Below are 1,743 nucleotides of genomic sequence, written 5' to 3'. Positions count from 1 at the left end.
CCTGAAGATCGGGCAAAAATTTATAGTGATCAAATTAGCCTAGGGAACTATTTAATCATGGTGGAAGGCACCAATTCTGACATTACTTTTGCTGAATCAATTCTTGATAAACACGGCATCAATGGTTGGTATGTTTACAACACCCCCAATCGTACAGTGACGACAGTTTCCACTACTACTACCAGTAGTCCTGCTGCGGATCGTTCCATTACCAATCGTTAAACTCATTAATCTTAGCTAAAACCCATCAATTTTTCAGACCTGATTAATTATCTAAACATCATTTTGGAGTTTTTTATGATTTCCTTGCAACAAATCCATCGCTTCTTTTATCGGCTAAGCTTGACTGCAATTTTGTTAATTATTGTCACTTTTAGTTTTGGTGCTGAAAAGTCCTGGGCCACCATGCCCATTAACCAATTAATTCATTCTCCCCAACCCCAAATTGCTATCATGAATCGCATTGATGCTATGTCTAAAGATGTGGAAGGCAAAGCCCAAGAGGCGATCGGTAATCTTACCGGCGATCCTAAAAATCAAATGATGGGTAAAGCCAAACAAGTGCAAAGCCAAGCGATGAATGCCGCCGAAGATGTTAAAGACAGCACAGAATTGAAAGGACGAGCCAAAGCCGTTGCCAAAAATCTTGAGGGTAAAGCCCAGGAAATGAAAGGCAATATAACCGATAATACCCAGGATAAAATGATGGGTAAAGCCAAACAAGCGGAAAGTCAAGCTCGCAATTTAGCTGAGGATATAAAAGATGTCTTTCGCTAAATAGCTGACAAACTCTTGGTCTAGGAAATATCTTGATTAGACAATAATACTTCGATCCATATTACACCTAATACTACCAATATTGATTGAAGTATTTTGACAAATAATTTTAATTTTGGGTTTAATCTTTATGACATTTCCTTCTCAAAGATACCGTAAAATCTTAATTGAAAAGAAATTGACTTTTGATATATTTGTTGGTTATAAGCGGGAAACTACATATAATGCCTTGCTCCGCAAATACGACAAATTTTACTTTAATTAATTATTCTTGGAGGTAAATATGTTTGACCTTGTGTGGACTGCTGTTGTTATCCTTTTTATTCTTTGGATATTAGGTTTCTCCATTAATATTGGAGGGAGTTTAATTCACCTCCTTCTAGTGTTGGTTTTAATTGGCATTATTTATAATTTATTTTTGAGAGGTCGTATTGGCTAATAATTATCTTTTTCATGTTTATTTTTGATCAATAGTTTTTGGAGCTTTTAGCATGTCTTTTCCTAGTAAAATTCCCCAAGTTACTCACCACAGTAATGGCAGTGAACTAATTCCCTCTGGAGTACCCTTGGAGGTACCTGTTGAGTCTGATTTAGGTTCTGGTTATGTTCAAGATGAGGCCGGTGTTCTTAATAATTACTCTGTGGAACCCCCTGTTACCGGAGTTAAACAAAGCCGTGAACGATTAATACTCTTGGGGCTAGGGGCGATCGCCGTATTGTTCAGTCTGCTATGGATTGTCTCTAGTGTTAGTTGAAATTCGCCTAATTTCTTAAGCAATATATTGATAACTTAATTATGAATATTACAGTTAATGATTGAGTGATCAATTATGGGTAGATTGTCATGATAACCAACATAAAAATTAAGGGAATGGGATCAATTTTACATCCCAATGGTGTTGCTTTTCGGGTCTGGGCTCCCAATGCAGATCGAGTTTCTGTAATTGGATCCTTTAACAATTGGAA

The 1,743-nt window shown here is 36.7% G+C and carries 4 protein-coding genes and 1 pseudogene; all 5 read left to right on the top strand.

The window, feature by feature from the left end; genetic code table 11:
* A pseudogene (locus IQ219_RS19415) lies at positions 1 to 222 on the top strand (DUF1269 domain-containing protein); the annotation flags it as partial.
* 75 nt (positions 223 to 297) lie between these two features.
* Entirely contained in the window at positions 298 to 777 is a 480-nt protein-coding gene (locus IQ219_RS19410) for a CsbD family protein (RefSeq protein WP_190599150.1), read from the top strand.
* 283 nt (positions 778 to 1,060) lie between these two features.
* Positions 1,061 to 1,216 carry a lmo0937 family membrane protein gene (locus tag IQ219_RS19405; protein ID WP_190599149.1) on the top strand — a complete coding sequence of 52 codons (156 nt, stop codon included), beginning with the start codon at positions 1,061 to 1,063 and terminating at the stop codon, positions 1,214 to 1,216.
* 52 nt (positions 1,217 to 1,268) lie between these two features.
* Complete coding sequence (locus tag IQ219_RS19400) at positions 1,269 to 1,532, top strand: hypothetical protein (RefSeq protein WP_190599148.1); 264 nt, start codon at positions 1,269 to 1,271, stop codon at positions 1,530 to 1,532.
* Positions 1,533 to 1,621: 89 nt separating this feature from the next.
* On the top strand, positions 1,622 to 1,743 hold a 122-nt coding region (locus IQ219_RS20660; RefSeq protein WP_368667640.1), incomplete at its 3' end, for a hypothetical protein.

This window comes from Synechocystis sp. LEGE 06083, assembly GCF_015207725.1.
GTDB lineage: Bacteria > Cyanobacteriota > Cyanobacteriia > Cyanobacteriales > Microcystaceae > Synechocystis > Synechocystis salina.
Note: the sequence above shows the minus strand (reverse complement) of the source record. Positions and strands in the feature narration are given on the sequence as shown.